Below are 18,524 nucleotides of genomic sequence, written 5' to 3'. Positions count from 1 at the left end.
CATATTGAGCCGGCATGCAACGTCCCCACCTTCGTGCCAGCGAGCGCCGCGCGAGCGACAAGCGGTCTTCGTCTCTCGCTTAGCCCGGGGGTCAGACGGCCCGGTGTCAGGCGGAATAGCTCAGCCAATGACGATCGAACACGTCGACGATGGCGCGGAACTCGGCCGGCGGGATCTGGCTGGCGCCGCCGTCGCTGTCTCCGACGAGGAATTGCGCCAGCTGCCGGTCAACCGCTTCCGTCTGCTCGACGGACAGGCCAAGCGATGCCAGATCGGCGGCGATCGATCCGTCGGGCGGCAGATATCCGCCCCATGGCCGGGGCGCCGGATTGCGCAAGCGGACCATCAGGATCCGGGTCAGCGACGGCTGCGGCTCCGGGCCGATGATGGTGGTGCCGCACAAATAACCGCCAAGCACGCTTCCCGGCCGCGAGTGCGGAAACAGGCACAAGAAGAATTGCGCTTCGCCGCTGGCTTCCTTCAGATGCGCATAAAGCCCGCGTTTTGCCGACGTCATCTGCCCACCGAGCAGCAGCTGCCCGGTCGGCAAGGCCTCGCGATAGGCGGCGGTCAGGCCGTTCGCCCCCGGCCCGACCTCAATCGACAGGATGCCCCTGATCAGCTGGCCGCGATAATAGGGCGACAAGGCGCGCGAATAACAGGCGTAGGTTCCGGCAAGGGCCAATCCAAGGCTTCGCTCCTCATGCCCGGCAGCGGTTTCGAAATGCGCATTGGCGCGGCGCTCCAGTTCGGCCCTGTCGATGCCGTGGCGGGCACAGATCGCCGCGGTAAAACCTGGCAGGTCGCTCTCGGCGATCCAGGCGCCGGTCTGCTCCAGCTTGAGCAGCTTCGTCCAGTCGTCGTAAACGCTGAACTCGCGTGGCTGGGAGCGCCCCTGCAGCCATTTATCGGCGCGGCCGAGGTCGAACGCCGTCTTCGGGTTGACGCCCCGGAACGCCGCCGCAAGGTCCTTGCGGGTGACGGTCCCCAGCACGGCCGCGGTCAGCCGCAATTTCTGCGCGATATGCTGTGCCATCCTACCCGCCCCTTATGCCGCCGCGAGGATAGCACGCGCCGGCACCTGCTCACACTATACTTTTCCACAAGCTAATATTCCAGAAATTCCGGAGAATTCCACGTCCTTCCACACGGCGGCCGTGTTCGGGCCGGCGGCCGCGGTTAACCTTACGTTAACCATGGAGGGACCTCGTCATGAAACTTGCCCTGTCTGCACTTCTTGCCGTGCTCGCGCTGTCGCAAGCCGTGGAGGCCAAGACGAAAGCCGTTGCCACCGATACCAAAGCGGCGACTGCCGAGAAAAACCGGCCGCCGCTCGACAACAAGTCCACCAGCGGGATCACGTCGTCTGATGCGACGGCGGCGCCAGCCGACAACAATGGATCCAGTCTGTATCCGCCGGCGATCTATTTCAATTTCTAGAGTCCCTCCATCCGTTGTGGGGCTCAATCTTTAACCGGCCGTACGCCGCTTGCGGTGTCCGCGATCGACGGGTCCGCATTTCGACAGGTCACCTTTTCGACAAGTCACTTGTTCGACAGGCCACTTGATCGACAGGCTTAGCCGGCGGCGCGCCAACCTATAATCCTCCACGTTCCCGTGAAGTCGGCTTCAACCACGAGGCATCGCCGACTTCGACGGGCGATGCGGCCACTTGACATGAGCAGCGCGGGTGCCCTGCCCGCTTCACGCGCCAGAGATGGCACAGTTTGCCACCACGCTTGACCTTGCCGCCATCCGCCGGATAGTCCGTTGTCCGGCTTCGATGAAAGACCCTGATATGACGGACGCGATCGTAAGAGACAGCAACGGCACCCAGTTGAACGAGGGCGATTCCGTCACCCTGATCAAGGATTTGAAGGTCAAGGGCACGTCGGAGACGATCAAGCGCGGCACGCTGGTCAAGAACATCCGCCTCACCGGCAATCCCGGTGAGATCGATTGCAGCACTAAGCAGGTCAAGGGCTTGGTGCTGAAGACCGAGTTCCTGAAAAAGGCGTAATCGCGCCCGGCACTCGGTGCGTAACCGGCCGCCCCGGAGCCACTCCTTGAAAGCCGCCGAAAGTGCGATATATCAATGACTAAGCGTGCGTTGCACGCGACGTAGTGCTTTGGTCAAGCTTCATCTGTGGAGGTTGTCATGGCAAACGATCTGATGGAAGGAAAGAAGCCTCAGGATTGGATCAACCTGATCCTAGCGGCATGCCTGTTCATCTCACCTTGGGTTGTCGGCTTCGCTGCTGAAACCACTGCTGCCTGGAACGCCTGGATTGCCGCGATCTTGCTCGGCGCCCTGGCTCTCGCGGCGCTTTCAGTATTCGCCGAATGGGAAGAGTGGGTGAACCTTGTCGTCGGGCTCTGGCTGATCGCCTCGCCCTGGCTGCTCGGCTTCGTGGCAAACGCCAACGCAATGGCGACCCACGTTGTCCTCGGCGTGCTGGTGGTTGCGGCATCGGCCTGGGCAGTCTGGGACTCCCGTCATCATCCGCCAGCGCATGCGTGATCGGTGACAACTGATGCATGTCGCCCAAAAGCATGCCCTCGGACCTGACCGAGGGCGCGTAGCGGTTTGGGGTAACGACAGGCACAGAAACAAAGACTTAAAGCGCGTCGATTTCCTTTCGAAGGCGAGGCGCTTTAAGGGGAGGAGCGCGGCGCGCGAGCGGCGGGCTCCTTCTAAAGCCTGAGATCGGGCCCGCTAGAGTATTTTTGCAGCCTGGTGGAATCATTTGGCGTTGCAGAAATGCGGCTAAAACGAACAGACAGAGCGGACGCCAGTCAATTTCGCACGCCTCCCGCCCGCCGTATCCCGGCCAAATTGTCTTTTTGTGCTCCAAAATCCCGCCGCCCAAAATCCGCCGCCGCGGATGCGGATGGCAGCGCTGGCGCGGCGTTCGCTTGGGACACGCCGACGAGCATGCCGCGCTGCACCCGGCAAACTTCCACTTATGTTGCACTGCGTTAGATTTGTTGCATTGCAATATCAATGCATTGCGTCGAGTCTTCGCACGGGTGGCTTTTCAACGACTTCGCGAGGTTTTGCCGTGTCAGCATCGTTTCGGCCTGATATCGAAGGGCTGCGTGCGTTAGCGGTGTCCGGCGTCGTCGCGTTCCATTTTGGTCTGTCGGACCTGCCCGGCGGCTTCACTGGCGTCGACATCTTCTTCGTCATCTCCGGCTACCTGATCACCGGCCAGTTGCTGCGGGAAATCGCCGAGGACGGCAGGCTGGACCTGTGGCGGTTCTATGCAAGGCGCGCCCGGCGCCTGCTGCCGGCCTCGCTGTTCGTTATCTTCGCCACGCTGGTCGCCGGCTACTTCATCCTGTCGCCGGACGAACAGTCGCTCTATTCGAAAGGCGCCATGTTCGCCTCGGCCTATGCGATCAATTTCTGGCTGATACGCTGGTCGTTCGACTATTTCGCCCCCGACGCGGCGAACAACCCCTTCATCCACTTCTGGTCGCTCTCGGTCGAGGAGCAGTTTTATTTCGTATGGCCGGGGCTGCTTCTGCTGGCGGCATGGCTGCGCCCGGGCAAGCGCACGGCGATCCTGGTGATCGGCCTCACCGGCGCGGTGTCGTTCGCCGTCTGCGCCTGGCTCACCACTGTGGCGCAGCCCTGGGCCTTCTATTTCTCGCCGCTCAGGGCCTGGGAGTTCGCCGCCGGCGGTCTGGCGACGATGGCGCCGGCAAAATTCTGGCGAGAGCGCCCGCAACTGGGCGCAGCACTGGCATGGCTTGGCCTGGCGCTGATCGCCGGTGCCTATCTGACCTTCAGCGAGCAGGACACCCCCTTCCCCGGCTTCGCGGCGGTGGTGCCGGTGGCCGGCACCGTGCTCCTTTTGCTCAGCGGCTCCGGCAATGTCCAAAGAGGGCCGAGCGCCATGCTGGCGCTGCCGCCCATGCAATGGCTGGGGAAACTTTCCTACTCGCTCTATCTCTGGCACTGGCCGGTCATCGTCTATGCGACGATGATGGTGCCCGACCTGTCCTGGCCCGGGCGGCTTGCCTGCGCGGCATTGACGCTGGCGCTGTCGCTCTTCACCTATAATTTCATCGAAAACCCGATCCGTCGCAATGGCTGGCTGATGGCGAACGCGGCGCGCGCACTAATCCCCGCCGCAATGCTGACCGGCGCCGGCGTCGTGGCGACTTACGCCAATGCGCGCCTTGCCGTGGACGGCCTCGACCCCTCGCAACGCATCATTGCCGAAACTGCCGCGCAGCCCTCCACCGCGCGCGCCAAGGTAGGCTGCGTTGTCGACTACGAGACCGTGACGCCGAAGGCCTGTGAGTTCGGCGCCAAGAATGCCGAGCACTCGATCGCGCTGTTCGGCGATTCGCATGCCGATCACTGGTCGACGCCGCTGATCGAGGCGGCGAAGAGAAACGACTACAAGGTCGTCACCTGGCTCAAAGCCGCCTGCCGGGCGTCGCGGCTGACGGTCTGGAGCTCGAAGCTGAAGCGCGACTACACCGAGTGCGATCAATGGCGCGAGCAATCGATCAAGGAGATCATCGCCCTGCGCCCGAGCCTGGTGGTGATCTCGGAGATCTCGCTGACCAGTTCGCGCAAACTGTCGCCCGATGCCCGGCAATCCGAAAGCCTCGATCAGGACTGGCAGGGCGGCCTGCGCGCAACGCTGGAGGCGTTCAGCCAGGCCGGGCTGAAAGTCGCTTTCATCCGCGATGTGCCGTTCAACACCCTGTTTGTCGACACCTGCGTGGCCCGCGCGCTGTGGCGTGGACAGACGCCATCGGTATGTGACGCGCCGCGAACCGACGCCGCCAACGACGCCATGGCCGCGGTGGAGCGTGACATCGTGCGCGCCGTCCCCAACGCGACCTACATCGACATGACCGACCGGTTCTGCGACGCCAAAACCTGCCATGTCTTCATCGACGGCAAGCTGGCCTATCGCGACCGCCACCACATGGCGACGCCCTTTGCGCAAACGCTGGAGCCGACGGTCGAGCGCGCGCTGTTCTCGACCGGGGCGGCCGGGAAGTAAGGCGCGCAAGACGCGCCTTTCACCAGCGTCTCGGTGCAGTCTCAGTGCTCGCAGTCTCAGTGCCCCCAGTCTCAGTGCAAGCCAAACTCGCGCAGCAGTTCTTCGCGGTAGCGCACGAACCGGCTCTCGCTGCGATCGCGGGGGCGCGGCAGTTCAACCTCGACCAGCCGCGCTGTGCCGCCCTTCTCCTTGGGCAGGATCAGCACCCTGTCGGCGAGATAGATCGCTTCTTCCAGATCATGGGTAACCATGACCATGGTGACGTTCTCCTCGCTCCAGATGCGCGCCAGTTCCTCCTGCATGCCGATCTTGGTCATGGCGTCGAGCGCGCCTAGCGGCTCGTCGAGCAGCAGGATTTCAGGTTGCACGGTCAAGGCCCGGGCAATGCCGACGCGCTGTGCCATGCCGCCCGAAAGCTGCCTGGGATAGGCATCGCTGAATTCGGCCAGGCCGACGAGCGCGGTATAGAAGCGGGCCTTGTCCTCGGCCTCCGCCTTGGGCACGCCCCGCACCTCGAGGCCAAAGGCGACGTTGCCGAGCACCGTCAGCCAGGGCAGCAGGCGCGGTTCCTGGAAGATGACCGCGCGCTCGGCGCCGACGCCATGGACCGGCCTGCCGTCTATCGCGACACCGCCGCTGTCGGCGGCCTCAAGACCGGCAAGGATGCGCAGCAGCGTGGTCTTGCCCGATCCGCTGGCGCCGACGATGACGAGACATTCGCCGGAGCGGATATCGAGGTTGAGCGCCCTCAGCACGGCAAGCGGGCGCCCGCCGAGGGTGAAGGATTTGGAGAGGTCGCGTATCGTGACCTCGCCGCCGCTTGTGCTGGCCATGGCCGTCTCCCGATCAATTGGTTTTCGTTTCGCCGCGCCCGTAAAGAATATCCGCGGCTTTCAGCCTGCCCTTGGGCAGCCGGCCGTCGCGCTCGAGCACGCCGACCCAGAAGTCTATGTCGCGGTCGTCGACCTTCGCCCCTTCGCGCAGGCCGAAGCCGGTCCAGTAGCGCGCCAGCTCGCCATTTTCGCCGCGTTTATCGAAAATCTCCGCAAGCACCTTGCGCGCCTCGTTCGGATTCTGGCGCGACCAGTCGGCGGCGCGGGTCGACTGTTCGACGAAATTGCGGGCGCCGTCCGGATGCGCTGCGATGAAGTCGCGGCGCAGGACAATGAAGCCGCCGGCCAGTTCGCCCAGCACGTCGGTGTCGTTGAACACGCCGCGCACACCGCCCTTGTCGACCAGCGCGCCGGCAAACGTCGCCTGCCAGTAGCCCAGTGCCGCGATATCGACCTGGCGTGACCGCAAGGTCTGTTCAAGCTGCGGCCCGGGCACGACGACGAGGTTGGCGGCATCAGGCGGCAGGCCGACGCCGTGCAGCGCCTCGCGCACCGTATAGTCGAGATGGGCGCCGAGCGTGTTGACCGCAATGGTCTTGCCGGCGATGTCGGCAATCGATTTGATCGGACTGTCTTCCAGCACGTAGAAGACGCTGCGCACTTGGCCGTTGATGCCGTTGCTTGGATAGGCAGCGACGAAGTCGTTGCCGCCGGAGATCGAATTGATCACCGCAGCGGTTGCGGCCGAGCCGAGATCGACGCTGCCGGATGCGAGCGCGAACAGCGATTCCGGGCCGCCGCCGGAGTAGCCGACATTCTCAAGCTTGACGCCGACGTCCTTGAAATAGCCGAGCGCGTCCGCCAGCTCATGCGGCGAGATGCTGCCGCGGCTGGCGAGGTAGCGTAACGTGACCGGCGCGACTTGCGCAACGGCGAAGCGAGGCAGGCCGGTGGCGATGATGCCGGCGGCAAAGGGAGCGCCCGCAAGCAGGGAACGGCGAGTGATTGGCATGGTCCGGACTTTCGTGTTGGAGGATGGGGCCTGTTGGAGAGGATGGTTGAAAGCTGGTCAGTCGATGGGATTGCTCCAGCGGCAGAGCCGCCGCTGCAGGCTGACCAGCGCCTGGTTGGCGATCAGGCCGAGGCCGGCAAGGATGACGATCGCTGCAAACATCAGCGGGATCTGGAAGTTGTACTGCGCGTTCATCACCTGGAAGCCGATGCCCTTGTTGGCGCCGATCATTTCGGATGCGATCAGCAACAAGAGCGCCGTGGTCGCACTCAGCCTCAAGCCGACGAAGATCGAAGGGACGGCCCCCGGAAGCACGACCCGGCGAAATGCGGTGAGCCGCGTGGCGCCGTAGACCCGGGCCATCTCGAGCAGTTTCGGATCGACTTGCTTGACGCCGCTGATGGTGTTGAGCAGCAGCGGAAACAGCGTCGCCCAGAAGATGACGAAGACCTTTGATGCCTCCCCCAGCCCGAGCAGCAGGATGAACACCGGATAGAGCGCCAGCGCCGAGGTCTGCCGGAAAACCTGCAGGATCGGGTCAAGCGCGGTTTCGACGGCGCGCACCTGGCCCATGAACAGACCAAGCGGGATGGCAACCGCCACCGCCGCCGCGAAGGCGAGGCCGGCGCGCTGCAGGCTAATGGCGATGTCGCCAAGCAAGGTGCCGCCGGCCAGACCATCCCACAGTGCGGAGACGATCGTGTCGACCGGCGGCAGCACCGCGGCGTTGACCCATCCCGCGCTGCTCGACACCTGCCAGATCGCGAGGAAGCCGATCAGGATGCCGTAGCGGGACAGGAAGCGGATCACAGTGCGGTTGGCCAGGCGCGGGAAATCGGCGCCAAGGCCGGTTCTGCCGTCATGTGCATCGATCGTCACCCGCTGCTCGATGTGTTGCAAACTCATCGTCTTGCCCTTTGCTTCAAGAGAATCTATTCGGCGGCCACACCTTGGAGCGGGCGGCGGTCCAGGGGTTTTCCGGCCGCCTGAGGCCGAGATTCTCGCGCAGCGTCCTGCCCTCGTAGGCGGTGCGGAACAGGCCGCGACGCTGCAGCTCGGGGATCACCAGGTCGACGAAGTCGTCGAGCGCGCCGGGCAGCCACGGCGGCAGGATGTTGAAGCCGTCGGCGGCGTCGTTGCCGAACCATTCCTCCAGCTGATCGGCAACCTGCGCCGCGCTGCCGATCACGGTGTAGTGGCCGCGGGCCGTCGCCACCCACTGGTAGAGCTGGCGGATGGTGAAGTTGTGCTCGTCGGCAATCTGGCGGATCAGCGCCTGGCGGCTCTTCATGCCTTCGGTTTCCCGGCTCGGCGGCAGCGGTCCGTCGAGCGGGTAACCCCGGATGTCGAGCGTCTGGCCGGCCAGCCCATTGAGCAGGGCCACGCCATCCTCGGGCAGGATCAGCTCGTTCAGCTGCTGGTACTTGGCGCGGGCTTCCTCTTCGGTGCGGCCGACGAAGGGGGCTACGCCCGGCATGATCAGCACCTGCCCGGGATCGCGGCCGACCGCCGCCACGCGCGCCTTGATGTCGCGGTAGAATTCTTGCGCCGAGGCCAGGTTCTGATGGGCGGTGAAGATGACCTCAGCCGACTGGGCGGCGAGCTTGCGTCCGTCCTCCGACTGCCCGGCCTGAACCACCACCGGATGGCCCTGCACCGGTCGCGGCACATTGAGCGGGCCTTTGACGCTGAAATGCCGGCCCTTGTGGTCGATGTCGTGAAGCTTGTCCTTGTCGTAGAAGCGCCCCGACTTCTTGTCGCGGATGAAGGCATCGTCTTCCCAGCTGTCCCACAGCGCCTTGACCGTCTCGACATGTTCATGCGCGCGGGCATAACGCTCGGCGTGGGCAGGCTGCGTCTCGCGATTGAAATTGCGCGCGGTCTCGTCACCCGCCGAGGTCACCACATTCCAGCCGGCCCGGCCGTTCGACAGCAGGTCGAGCGAGGCGAACTTGCGGGCGAGCGTATAGGGCTCCTCATAGGTAGTGGAGGCGGTGGCGATGAAGCCCAGATGCGTGGTGAGCGGCGCCAATGCCGCAAACAGCGTCACCGGCTCGAACCCGGCGATCTTGGCATTGCCGCCTTCGCGGGCGCCGAGGCCGACGGTCAGGTTGTCGGCAAGGAAATAGGCATCGAACAGGCCGCGCTCGGCGGTCAGCGCGAGCTGCCTGTGGAACTCGAAATTCGTCGCGCCGTCGGCCGGCGCGTCAGGATGGCGCCAGGCTGCGATATGCTGTCCGCCACCGGGCAGGAAAGCACCAAGCTTGATCTGCCTCGACTTGCTGGGTCTGGTCATTGCGGGCTCCTTCTGAGCTGTGCGGGAAGCGGATTGAGGACACGGGGGCCGGTGGCATGTTCAGGCGGCAAGACTGACGCTGCGTGGCACCGCCCGGCATGCTTCGGCCACCGCTTGGCTGGCGCGAGCATGGATGGCTTCGGACACCAGCACGCCGTTGGCGAAGTCCTTGTCGGAGGCGTAGATCGCGGTCGGCAGGGTCAGCGCCTCGAAGAAGCCGAACAGCGGCCGCAGCTGATGCTCGACCATCAGCGAATGACGATCGCCACCGCCGGTTGCAGCAAGGATGACCGGCTTTCCCCGCAGGGATGACGGGTCGAGCAGGTCGAAGAAATGCTTGAAAAGCCCGGTGTAGCTGCCCTTGAAAGTCGGCGAGCCAACCACCAGGACGTCGGCGCCCAGTAATCGCTCGACGATGTTCCTGGCCGATGGATCCAGATCGCCGATGCGCCTTGCCAGCGGAAACGACCGACCGAGATCCTCGATGTCGAAAACGGTCGAGGCTGCACCGGTGCTGCTCGCCACCTCCGCAACGATGTGGCTGATGAACGCCTTGGTCTTCGACGGACGGGTCAGGTTGCCCGACAGCCCCACCACCAGATTTTTCGACATTTGGGCTCCTCGCAAAACGCTTGTGTGCGTTAACTCTACTAAGTTTATAGAGTTTAATGAGAAAGAAGATTTCAAAACGAGCCCGCCAAGCGGATTGAGTTTGCGGCACATCGCCGTTGATTGGTTCTTTCGACGCGAAATGCGATAGGCGAGTTTGGCAACGGCGCCTTGACCGCATTCCGGCCATGCGTTGATGATTTCACACCAAAGGCATCGCCCCGGAGGATTCGCATGAAAACAGCCGTTCTGAAGTATCTGCTCCTGGCCTGTTTGCTGGCATCGCCGGGGCAGGCGCAGATGGGGGCGCAGTCGAAGTCGCAGTGGAAGCCGATCGAGAAGGTCGAAACCTACGCCATTTCAGGGCAGACCGGGCCGGAACTCCATGCCTCGATGGGCGAGCAGGGGCCAACCATCGGCAAAAGCAAGCGCCGCGTCATGGCATACACCGATTACAAGCTGACCTGGGTCAGAAACTACCAGCCGCAAGGCGATGCCTGCGTGCTGATGTCGGCACGGCCGAAGCTCATCATCACCTACATCTTGCCCAAGCCATCCGGGTCGCTACCGGACGCCGTTCAAAAAAGCTGGGAGGTTTTTGCTGCTGGCCTTGCCGCCCATGAAAGGGTGCATGGCGAGATGTATACGGACATGGCGCGCAAGATCGAGGCGGCCACCATCGGCTTGTCCGTCCCCGACGATCCCGGCTGCAAAAAGATCAGGACCGAAATGACCAGGCGGCTTGCCGAACTCTCCCAGGCTCGGCAGAAGGCAAGCCGCGATTTCGACCGGGTAGAATTCGCCCCGCGCGGCAATCTGCAGCGGCTGATCGTCGCTTTGCTGATGGGGCGGTAGGGGGATGGAAACCGCAGCAAGGCTGGCGAAGGCGTTGATGACGGCCAATCTCCCCCCTTGCGGGGGAGATCCGCCGTCATCCATGACGTCGCTAATCTCCAAAGCGAGGGTGTCTGATGGGTCACGATCTCGTTCCGCCGCATCAGCGCAAGAACGCAAAATCGATGCGTCGTGTGACCGACGCCGAGTTGAAACTATGGAACGAGCTTCGCGCCCATCGATTGATGGGGCTGAGCTTTCGCCGGCAAGCGCCAATCGGACCCTACATTGTTGACTTTGCCTGTCCGACACACCGCCTAGTCGTCGAGGTCGATGGCAGCCAGCACGCGAACACTGAACACGCGCAGCGCGATGCAGCACGCAGCGCGTATTTGAAGAGCAGCGGCTGGACCATCCTGCGCTTCTGGAACGACGACGTCATTCGCGATATCGACAATGTCTGCCAGCACATAATCATCGAGGCCGATGCGGACAGGCGCTGACTTTCACCCCGTCACCGGCGTCCACATCACATCCTCGACCCGCATCGCCCCCGTCGCCAGCATCACCAGCCGGTCGAAGCCGAGTGCGGCGCCGCTTGCCTGCGGCATGATGGCCAGTGCGGCGAGGAAATCCTCGTCGATCGGATAGCGTTCGCCGTAGATGCGCTGCTTCTCGTCCATTTCGAGGATGAAGCGCCGGCGCTGCTCGTCGGCGTCGGTCAGCTCGCCGAACGCATTGGCCAGCTCGACGCCGCAGCAATAGAGCTCGAAGCGCTCGGCGGTCCTCGGGTCATCGGCGCTCGGCCGGGCAAGGGCGGCCTCCGAGATCGGATAGCCGTAAAGAATGGTGGCGCGCCCCTGCCCCAGCGCCGGCTCGATCTTTTCCACCATCACCCGACTGAACAGATCGGCCCAATTGTCGTCGGGCGCGGTGCGCAAGCCCGCCTGGACCAGAGCCGCATGCAGCGCCTCGCGATCGGTGCTGCCGTCGGCGGCGACCGTGGCCAGCAGATCGATGCCGGGATGGCGCGCAAAAGCCTCGGCGACGCTCAACTGTTCCGGCTCGGCGAACGGATCGGCCTCGCGGCCGCGAAAGGCGAAGCGTTTCGTGCCGGCGCGCTCGGCGGCCAGCGCGACAAGCCCGGCGCAATCCTGCATCAGGCTGTCGTAGGTCTCATCGGCCCGGTACCATTCGAGCATGGTGAAGGACGGATGGTGCAATGGGCCGCGCTCGCGGTTGCGATAGACGGCACTCAGGCTGAAGATGCGTTTCTCGCCGGCGGCGAGCAGCTTCTTGCAGGCGAATTCCGGCGAGGTGTGCAAATAGAGCGGCTGGTGCCGCCCATCCGGGCCGATCGCCTCGGTGGCGAAGGCCGACAGATGCGCCTCGTTGCCGGGCGAGACCTGCAGCGCCGCCGCCTCGACCTCGACGAAGTCGCGGCGGGCAAACCAGTCGCGCACGGCCGCGGTGATGGCGTTGCGCAGGATCAACCGCGGCCGCCGGTCGGCGTGAACATCGGGCGTCCACCAGGGCGAGGCGGCGGTCATGACGACAGGATTTGCATCGAGGACTGGCGATTGCCGCCAAGATGCGCTAGGCCGCACCGAACGGCTCCCGCAGCCGATTTGCGCCATTCGGCGCTCCCAGGCCAGTCAACGCTGTTAGGAATAAAGCCCGTGAAGGTCATCGCCAGTTCCCTACGCAAAGGCAATGTCGTCGAAAAGGACGGCAAGCTCTATGTGATCCTCTTTGCCGAAAACATCCATCCGGGCAAGGGCACGCCGGTGACCCAGCTCGATATGCGCCGCATCTCCGACGGGGTGAAAGTCTCGGAGCGCTACCGCACCACCGAGCAGGTCGAGCGCGCCTATGTCGAGGAGCGCGAGCATACCTTCCTCTACCACGATGCCGAAGGCTATCATTTCTTGAATCCGGAAAGCTACGACCAGGTCGCGGTGCCGGAAAGCGTGGTCGGCGAGATGGCGCCCTATCTCAAGGAAGGCATGGCGGTGCAGATTTCGCAGTACAACGGCATCGCCATCTCGCTGATGCTGCCGCAACGCGCCACCTTCGAGGTGGTCGACACCGAGCCGGTCACCAAGGGCCAGACGGCATCCTCGTCCTACAAGCCGGCGACGCTGTCCAACGGCGTGCGCACGCTGGTGCCGCCGCACATCACTGCCGGCACCCGCGTGGTGGTGATGACGGCCGATGGCGCCTATGTGGAGCGCGCCAAGGACTGAGAGGCAGGATCATTTTTGTCGTCGCTGAAGGTGTCGCGCGCGCTGAATGCCAGGGCGCAACTCACGCCGGTGCCGCGATGCATGCCGTCTCACTGAACAGTGCAGATTCAGCCAAGGATGAAACCCGCCACCAGAACCGTAAGGATCATCGACAGCGGGACGGCAAGCAGGCAGCAGGCCTCCAAGGTGTTGATTTGCCAAGAGTTCATCGGGCGATTCCCAGTTGGTCTCCTGTCTAAACGGTTAGATTGGGATGGCAGTTCCACAAAAAATCTCCGGCGTCATTCCGTGCCACGATCATGCCGATCGACACGAACCTCGGTCATCCAGCGGGCACGCGCCAGATGCGTCGCCCAGGCGCGGAATGCCCGTTCCGGCTCCTGCTCCGGGTCAATGTGCAGGACGGTGCGGGCGACCTCACGCCAATCGGCGCCGTCCGCCGAAGCATCGAGCAGCCGGATGTAAGTCAGTATGCAGTGCTCGTCATACGCGGTCAGCGCCGAAGACGTCGGCGCCGTATCTGCGAAATGAGCGTTTTGCGGCATCTTTGGCATTGTGATCTACCAGCAATGGCGCAGCGTAACAGGCCGTCGGGAAGCCGCGCCCTTCAATTGGAGGACGCTGGCCAAAACGCATTGCCAAACGCCCCGTTTGCCCCTTCACCGCGGCCGCCGCATCAGCATCATGCCGTAATGCACCGCCAGCAAGTCCAGCCCGATTTTGAGCAGTTTCGACAGCACATCCCGCGGCTCGCCGGTCTGCTCGGCGAGGCTCTTCACCGTTTCGCCGGCGCAGCAGACTTTTTGCACCACGACCGACACCTCCCAATGCGCAAGCGCCCTGGTGGCGTCGGCATAGGCGCGACCGGCGGACAGGATGCGGTCGGCAACGCCGCCGCCGATGCGTCCGCCGTCGACGCGCTCGGTCAGCGCCATCGGCTTGACGCCGTCCTGTGCCGAGACGCGAAAATCCTCGCGGTAGCGCATGCCCGCCTCGCGCTGCTGGCGCGACAGCGAGGTGATGCCGGTCAGCGGGTCGACATTGCGCACCCGCACAATGCCGCCGGTCGCGGTGTGGCCGCTATTGGACACCTCATAGACGCGCCTCGCCTCCAGCGTGCCGGTCGCCAGCCGCTTGCGGCCGAAGGCATCGTCCTTCAGCGCGAAATCATGGCCGACCTGCTTGCGGATACGCACCTGCTCGGCCTCATCAGTGGGTAATTTGGGCGGCTTGGCCTTTTGGGCGGTCTTCTTGCTCATCTGTGGCTCCTCGTTTCATTGCTGCCTTCGCAGAACCTGGGCTCCTCCGCGCAGCGGGGGCGAGGAACCGGGCCGCCGTGCTTGGCGAGAAGACTCTCGACCGATGCCGCTCACGCTGCGTCCGCGAGAGCCGTACGGCGATGGTCGCAGAACCGCGCCGCGTGATAGGCGCAGTAGCTTTTCAGCGGGCGCGTGCGCAGGCCGCAGCACAGCATCTCCAGTCCCGGCCGGCTGCCGGGCGCGTCGTTTTCGGGGTCCTCCTCCAGCGTCAGGTCGAGCGGTGCGCGGCAGCGGTTGAACAGGCAGTCGATGAAGCGCATGGCCGCGACATGCGGCTGGCGCCCGACGGCGGCAGCGGGGCGCGGCGACGGCAGCTTGAGGGCCTCGCCGTCGGGCTCGTGGATCTCGCGCACCAACGGGCGCTGCGGCAGCCAGACCGGCGGCGCCAGCCTGGCCGGCGTGCGGGCGATGCTTTGCAATTTTGTGTCGGTATAGGCGGGCATGATGTTCTTCCATCGAGATCGAAAGGGTTGCGTAGATGCCGAAGCTGCCCCCTCTCCCCGTTCACGGGGAGAGGGTGCCGGCAGGCAGGTGAGGGGCGGCGCGGCGTCGCCGATTACCTCTCCCAGGGGAAACCGCCCTGCCCGTGCGCCGGTCGAAGACGATGACCGTGCCGTCCTCGGTGCGGATGCACGAAAGGCCCGCATTGCACGCGCCGAAATTCGGGGCCGGAGCCGTGAGGGGACGGCTCCGGCCGTTCCGGTCGCAGCCGCTGACGGCAGGGCGACCGGATCCGAGGCGCGAGCCTCGGGCTTCGTCCCGGCCGGGGAGGAGGACAGCCGGGACGGATGGGAAAGCGAGATGGAGCGTGGCTTGTGCATGGCTATATATAAGCATAACTCAAAAAATTATGCAAGCTATTCTTTCATGGACGAAACCGATTCTTATGTTTCAGATGGCGCCATGGCGAAAACCTCATTGTCGATCAAGGTCGGGGCGGCAATCCGCAAGGCGCGCAAGCAGCGCGGCCTGGTGATGCGCCATATTGCCGAGCACAACGACACCGACGTCGCCGCTGTCGGCAATTGGGAAACCGGCCGCAACCTGCCGAAAACCGAGAACCTTTTGAAGACCGCCGCCTTCCTGCGCGTCGACCCGGTGGCGCTCGGCAAGGGCGAGGTCGTCTTCCTCGACGACGCCGACAATGTCGCCGACGCCGAGATCGTCACCGACGCCGCCCCCCTGCCCGCCGGCCCGATGGACATCGAGCTTCTGGGTGCCGCGGTCGGCGGCGACGACGGTGACTTCACCTTCAACGGCGAGGTCGCCGGCTATGTCCAGCGCCCGCCCGGCATCGCCCATCTGCGCAAGGTGTTCGCGCTGCACGTGCTCTCCGACTCGATGGTGCCGCGCTACGAGCCCGGCGAGATGCTCTATTGCGGCGGCCGCGACGCTGTGCCCGGCGACCACGTGGTGATCGAGATGTTTCCCGAGGAAAACGAGCGCAACGGTAAGGCCTTCATCAAAAAGCTGGTCAAGCGGACCGCCGCCGAGTTGGTCGTCGAGCAGTACAATCCGCCGAAGTCGCTGACCTTCAACCGCTACGCGATAAAACACGTCTGGCGCGTCATCCCGCTCAAGGAACTGCTGGGTTACTAGGGCGGCGGCGGCGGAGCGCTCCTTCTCCCCGCAACGGCATCGCCGGCAGGGGCAATAGGGATTCTGCGAAGAGGACCCCCACCCTAACCCTCCCCACAAGGGGGAGGGAATGCTGCCGCGCCTTTACTTCCCTTAGCGCCGAGTCAGGCAATCTGCCGAGGTCAGCGCCAACGGAGTCTCCCTCCCCCTTGTGGGAGGGGCTAGGGTGGGGGTACATCGTAGAGCGAAAGCCTCGAAGCCTCGGCTTCCCATGCGATTCCCCTGCCCGCAAGCGGGCGCCATCAAGCCCGCCTGGATCTCTCCAGCGGAACCTCGCGCTCGCCAAGCATCCGCGCCTCGGCGCGGCGCTGCTGCCGCTCATCGATGAACGCCGCCTGGATCGAGACCGCCGCGCCCGGCAGGCCATCGGCGCGACAGGCCGAGCAGCGAAGCCGCCCCGACAGCGCCGCCAGCGGCGTCTGCGCGGTCACCCCGAAACGCCTCAGCTCGGCCGGCTTCCACCATCTGTTTCGACCGCAATCGATACACTCGACCGCGATCGAGACGACCTCGGCGATCGTTGCTTCCTTGCCCGGCAATGCCATCGTCCCTGATGCCTCAGTTCCTGTTTTGTTCACAACATTAGGGGTTTTTCCCGAAGAGTCGAGTCGGTTCCGCTCAACCCATGCAAAAGTTTAACTTGTGCCATTTTTTGAGTTATGCTTATATACGATATCCCAGATGAATGGGCGACGGGACCGGGTCTCCGTCGCGCCGCCGCCAGCCAAGGAGACGAAGATGGACGCCCTCTCCGCCCAGTTCGCCCGCGATTGCGGCTATACCGGCGACAGCCCGGCCATGCTCGCCGCCTTCGCCGCTATCCGCCGCGACGGCATAGGCCGGGCGCGCCTCGGCCATGGCTAGCGCAAGGCGCTGGTCGACCCGCTGAAGCTCGGCGAGGCCTTGTTCCTGGCGGCGATCGGCCCGGGGCAGTCGGCGGAGGAGGCGCTCGAGGACGCCGCCCGCTTCATTGCCTGTTATCGCAACATGCCGCGCTGGCGCCAGGAAAGGCGCGGCGCCGATCTCGCCCGCGCCAGGCAGCAGCTTCTGCTGGCGCGCTTCTTCCGCCGCTACGGCCACCGCCTCTGGTCACGGCAGGCGGCGTAAGCTGGAAGTCGGCGAAACCTGCGAATGACAGCTACGGTGCGGATCGCGTTGGCGGAATATATTCGCTATCCGGCACCGGCAGCCGCCCGTCCGTGTTGACCGCCGCAGCCCACATCCGGAAATCGACAACGGCCCTGCAATCTATATTGGCCTGGCCGAAGTAAGGAGCCCCATACGAGCATCCCGCACCCGCTATTCTGGTAATGAATTCAGGCGCGCTGCCGACTGGGCCGAAGGCAACGCCATCGACGTCGAGAATGGTTTTGTAGCCTTGCCACAGCCGGGCCGTCGCCTCCTTCGTGCGAAAGACCAGCCAGTTCTCACCGTCGGAAAACCTGAAAGTAATTGTCCCATCGGAGAATTTCGTCCGCGTGACCTCACCAGTGCAAGCGAGCTTCTCGTTGCGGGCGACAAGGCGCTTGCACTCACCTTCGACCGTCCAGGTGCCGGCCTGCCCGTCTTTTGGTTTCAACGATGCACCGGCTGCCGCCGTTGCAGGCATCCCCACTAAAATGGCCGCTGTTAGCACGACGCTGGCGATGACGGATCGATTGACCAAGGCAACCCCATTTGGCGAATGCGCGCAGTCTTCTATGCCTCTTCTTCTTAAGAATCTCGCTCAGAAGCCGTTGGATTTGAACCGTCGTGTCCGAGAACAGACAGTTCTTGCGCAAAGCTCGCCGTCCTCGAGATGGTCATGCGCAAGGACGCCGCCGCTCAACCCGCACTTGCCGTCACCAAGCCCGCGCCGTATTCTCCCACTCGATGAGCGAGATCAAATTCCGTCGCGCGCAAGCGCCCGACCTGCCGGCGATCGTCGCGCTGCTTGCCGACGATGCGCTTGGCGCTGGTCGCGAAGACGCGTCGACGCCGCTCGCGCCGTCCTATCTCGATGCCTTCAGCGCGATCGATGCCGATCCCAACCAACTGCTGGCCGTGGCTGTCGAAGCCGGGCAAGTGATTGGAACCCTGCAGCTCAGCTTCATTCCGGGTATATCCAGGAGAGGTGCCTGGCGCGGCCAGATCGAAGGCGTTCGCGTCGCGCGGCAATGGCGGTCTCGCGGCGTCGGCAAGCAGATGATCGAATGGGCGGTTGAAGAATGCCGCTCGCACAACTGCAGCTTCGTTCAGCTCACGACCGACAAGAGCCGACAGAAGGCGCACGCTTTCTACGAGGGCCTCGGTTTCACCGCCAGCCATCTCGGCTACAAGATGGGGTTGTAGGTCGCGGCACCTGCCGTCAGGCCAATCGTTTGAAGTCGGCGCCGCCCCTCGTCCGCCTGCCGGGCTCTCAAACATTCCGGGGTAGGTGTCGCCGGCGAAGCTGCCGATCTCCCCTTGCAGGGGAGATGCCCGGCGGGGCAGAAGGGGGAGGATCGCAGATTCATTCCAGCTTGGGTTCCTCGCCCCCACGAAAGTGGGGGAGAGGTGGCTCGGCGAAGCCGAGACGGAGAGGGGGACTGCGCCCTACGAAAGCCCCCTCTCCGGGGGGGGGGGGGGCCCCCCACCCCCCCCGCGCGGGGGGGGGGGGGGCCCCCGCGGGCGGGGGGGGGGGGGGGTGGGCCGGCCGCCACGCCCCCAAAACACCCCCCACCAGACC

General features: G+C 64.4%; 23 protein-coding genes. 11 read left to right on the top strand and 12 right to left on the bottom strand.

All coding sequences use genetic code 11. The features are described 5' to 3' along the window. Positions 1-106: 106 nt before the first annotated feature. On the bottom strand, positions 107-1,036 hold the full coding sequence (locus tag AC0L18_RS14410) for a hypothetical protein (RefSeq protein WP_473492884.1): 930 nt from the start codon (positions 1,034-1,036) through the stop codon (positions 107-109). Positions 1,037-1,212: 176 nt separating this feature from the next. Here AC0L18_RS14410 and AC0L18_RS14405 point away from each other — a divergent pair, with 176 nt between their 5' ends. From AC0L18_RS14405 to AC0L18_RS14390, 4 genes are all read left to right on the top strand, one after another. Continuing rightward, on the top strand, positions 1,213-1,440 hold the full coding sequence (locus AC0L18_RS14405; protein ID WP_091598836.1) for a hypothetical protein: 228 nt from the start codon (positions 1,213-1,215) through the stop codon (positions 1,438-1,440). Positions 1,441-1,798: 358 nt separating this feature from the next. Beyond that, on the top strand, positions 1,799-2,020 hold the full coding sequence (locus tag AC0L18_RS14400) for an alkylphosphonate utilization protein (protein WP_473492962.1): 222 nt from the start codon (positions 1,799-1,801) through the stop codon (positions 2,018-2,020). A gap of 138 nt (positions 2,021-2,158) precedes the next feature. Further along, positions 2,159-2,521 carry an SPW repeat protein gene (locus AC0L18_RS14395; RefSeq protein WP_027154285.1) on the top strand — a complete coding sequence of 121 codons (363 nt, stop codon included), beginning with the start codon at positions 2,159-2,161 and terminating at the stop codon, positions 2,519-2,521. A gap of 541 nt (positions 2,522-3,062) precedes the next feature. After that, positions 3,063-5,030, top strand: coding sequence for an acyltransferase family protein (locus tag AC0L18_RS14390; RefSeq protein ID WP_473492882.1), 1,968 nt, complete (start codon positions 3,063-3,065; stop codon positions 5,028-5,030). Positions 5,031-5,101: 71 nt separating this feature from the next. On the opposite strand, the gene AC0L18_RS14385 is transcribed toward AC0L18_RS14390, so the two are convergent. The 5 genes from AC0L18_RS14385 to msuE are packed head-to-tail and all read right to left on the bottom strand — an operon-like array spanning position 5,102 to position 9,783. After that, a complete protein-coding gene (locus AC0L18_RS14385) occupies positions 5,102-5,863 on the bottom strand; it encodes an ABC transporter ATP-binding protein (protein ID WP_473492880.1) in 762 nt (253 codons plus the stop codon). A gap of 13 nt (positions 5,864-5,876) precedes the next feature. Further along, complete coding sequence (locus tag AC0L18_RS14380; RefSeq protein ID WP_473492879.1) at positions 5,877-6,875, bottom strand: ABC transporter substrate-binding protein; 999 nt, start codon at positions 6,873-6,875, stop codon at positions 5,877-5,879. 57 nt (positions 6,876-6,932) lie between these two features. Beyond that, the gene (locus tag AC0L18_RS14375) at positions 6,933-7,781 is read right to left on the bottom strand and encodes an ABC transporter permease (RefSeq protein ID WP_473492878.1); all 849 of its coding nucleotides are present in this window, start codon (positions 7,779-7,781) and stop codon (positions 6,933-6,935) included. Between the two features lie 16 nt (positions 7,782-7,797). After that, a complete protein-coding gene (locus tag AC0L18_RS14370; RefSeq protein ID WP_473492877.1) occupies positions 7,798-9,171 on the bottom strand; it encodes an LLM class flavin-dependent oxidoreductase in 1,374 nt (457 codons plus the stop codon). Positions 9,172-9,231: 60 nt separating this feature from the next. After that, positions 9,232-9,783: an FMN reductase gene (gene msuE / locus AC0L18_RS14365; RefSeq protein WP_473492876.1), complete on the bottom strand. Its 552-nt coding sequence runs from the start codon at positions 9,781-9,783 to the stop codon at positions 9,232-9,234. A gap of 231 nt (positions 9,784-10,014) precedes the next feature. Here msuE and AC0L18_RS14360 point away from each other — a divergent pair, with 231 nt between their 5' ends. Together AC0L18_RS14360 and AC0L18_RS14355 are read left to right on the top strand one after the other, a co-directional pair. After that, entirely contained in the window at positions 10,015-10,635 is a 621-nt protein-coding gene (locus AC0L18_RS14360; RefSeq protein WP_473492875.1) for a DUF922 domain-containing Zn-dependent protease, read from the top strand. Between the two features lie 116 nt (positions 10,636-10,751). Next, positions 10,752-11,117, top strand: coding sequence for an endonuclease domain-containing protein (locus tag AC0L18_RS14355; RefSeq protein WP_473492873.1), 366 nt, complete (start codon positions 10,752-10,754; stop codon positions 11,115-11,117). Between the two features lie 3 nt (positions 11,118-11,120). Here the strand turns inward: AC0L18_RS14355 and epmA are convergent, their stop codons facing one another. Further along, the gene (gene epmA / locus AC0L18_RS14350; protein ID WP_473492871.1) at positions 11,121-12,164 is read right to left on the bottom strand and encodes an EF-P lysine aminoacylase EpmA; all 1,044 of its coding nucleotides are present in this window, start codon (positions 12,162-12,164) and stop codon (positions 11,121-11,123) included. A gap of 129 nt (positions 12,165-12,293) precedes the next feature. On the opposite strand from epmA, the gene efp reads away from it, so the two are divergent. Further along, positions 12,294-12,860, top strand: coding sequence for an elongation factor P (gene efp, locus AC0L18_RS14345; RefSeq protein ID WP_473492870.1), 567 nt, complete (start codon positions 12,294-12,296; stop codon positions 12,858-12,860). 281 nt (positions 12,861-13,141) lie between these two features. Here the strand turns inward: efp and AC0L18_RS14340 are convergent, their stop codons facing one another. The 3 genes from AC0L18_RS14340 to AC0L18_RS14330 form a co-directional block, all read right to left on the bottom strand. Further along, complete coding sequence (locus AC0L18_RS14340) at positions 13,142-13,414, bottom strand: DUF2285 domain-containing protein (RefSeq protein WP_473492868.1); 273 nt, start codon at positions 13,412-13,414, stop codon at positions 13,142-13,144. Positions 13,415-13,519: 105 nt separating this feature from the next. After that, positions 13,520-14,119: a DUF6456 domain-containing protein gene (locus AC0L18_RS14335; RefSeq protein WP_473492867.1), complete on the bottom strand. Its 600-nt coding sequence runs from the start codon at positions 14,117-14,119 to the stop codon at positions 13,520-13,522. A 110-nt stretch (positions 14,120-14,229) separates the two neighbouring features. After that, a complete protein-coding gene (locus tag AC0L18_RS14330; protein WP_473492866.1) occupies positions 14,230-14,622 on the bottom strand; it encodes a hypothetical protein in 393 nt (130 codons plus the stop codon). 460 nt (positions 14,623-15,082) lie between these two features. On the opposite strand from AC0L18_RS14330, the gene AC0L18_RS14325 reads away from it, so the two are divergent. Then, on the top strand, positions 15,083-15,778 hold the full coding sequence (locus tag AC0L18_RS14325) for an XRE family transcriptional regulator (RefSeq protein WP_023799071.1): 696 nt from the start codon (positions 15,083-15,085) through the stop codon (positions 15,776-15,778). Between the two features lie 281 nt (positions 15,779-16,059). Here AC0L18_RS14325 and AC0L18_RS14320 read toward each other — a convergent pair whose 3' ends face one another. Beyond that, entirely contained in the window at positions 16,060-16,362 is a 303-nt protein-coding gene (locus AC0L18_RS14320) for a hypothetical protein (protein ID WP_023799072.1), read from the bottom strand. Between the two features lie 193 nt (positions 16,363-16,555). On the opposite strand from AC0L18_RS14320, the gene AC0L18_RS14315 reads away from it, so the two are divergent. Beyond that, complete coding sequence (locus AC0L18_RS14315; protein ID WP_473492864.1) at positions 16,556-16,681, top strand: hypothetical protein; 126 nt, start codon at positions 16,556-16,558, stop codon at positions 16,679-16,681. 39 nt (positions 16,682-16,720) lie between these two features. After that, positions 16,721-16,924, top strand: coding sequence for a hypothetical protein (locus tag AC0L18_RS14310; protein ID WP_473492863.1), 204 nt, complete (start codon positions 16,721-16,723; stop codon positions 16,922-16,924). A 31-nt stretch (positions 16,925-16,955) separates the two neighbouring features. Here the strand turns inward: AC0L18_RS14310 and AC0L18_RS14305 are convergent, their stop codons facing one another. Next, entirely contained in the window at positions 16,956-17,396 is a 441-nt protein-coding gene (locus tag AC0L18_RS14305) for a hypothetical protein (protein ID WP_473492862.1), read from the bottom strand. A 293-nt stretch (positions 17,397-17,689) separates the two neighbouring features. Here AC0L18_RS14305 and AC0L18_RS14300 point away from each other — a divergent pair, with 293 nt between their 5' ends. Next, positions 17,690-18,148 (top strand): GNAT family N-acetyltransferase, encoded by a 459-nt coding sequence (locus tag AC0L18_RS14300; RefSeq protein WP_091598943.1) that lies wholly within the window; start codon positions 17,690-17,692, stop codon positions 18,146-18,148. Positions 18,149-18,524 lie beyond the last annotated feature (376 nt).

The organism is Mesorhizobium sp. WSM4819 (genome assembly GCF_055811215.1).
The sequence above is the reverse complement of the archived record's forward strand: the minus strand, read 5'-3'. Positions and strand labels throughout refer to the sequence as shown.